The organism is Pseudomonas fuscovaginae SE-1, assembly GCF_000364705.1.
Taxonomy (GTDB): domain Bacteria; phylum Pseudomonadota; class Gammaproteobacteria; order Pseudomonadales; family Pseudomonadaceae; genus Aquipseudomonas; species Aquipseudomonas fuscovaginae_A.
In genome coordinates, this window is sequence record NZ_AQOH01000102.1 from 1 (window position 1) to 433 (window position 433).

Annotated in this window: 1 protein-coding gene; it reads right to left on the bottom strand. The window is 60.3% G+C overall.

What is annotated here, in order from left to right; all coding sequences use genetic code 11:
• The coding region (locus K675_RS0111495) for an isochorismatase family protein (RefSeq protein WP_017903669.1) at window positions 1–416 on the bottom strand (416 nt) is incomplete at its 3' end.
• Window positions 417–433 lie beyond the last annotated feature (17 nt).

The following is a 433-nucleotide window of genomic DNA, read 5'->3' on the forward strand; positions in this document are numbered from 1 at the left end:
TCGGTCACCACGAATACGTCAAAACCTTCAGCCAGGGCCGACAGGGTCGGGAACGCCACGCAAACATCCGTCACCACACCGGCGATGATCAGTTGCTTGCGGCCGGTGGCCTTGATCGCCTTGACGAAATCCTCGTTGTCCCAGGCGTTGATCTGGCCGGGACGGGCGATGTACGGCGCGTCCGGGAACATTTCCTTCAGCTCTGGAACCAGTGGGCCATTCGGGCCCTGTTCGAAGCTGGTGGTCAGCACGGTCGGCAGGTCGAAGAACTTGGCGAGGTCAGCCAACGCCAACACGTTGTTCTTGAACTCGTTCGGCGAGAAGTCCTGCACCAGGGAAATCAGGCCGGTCTGGTGGTCGACCAGCAGGACCACGGCGTCGTCTTTGTTCAGGCGGTTGTAGGTCGGCTTGCTCATGGGGGAATCCTTTTTCG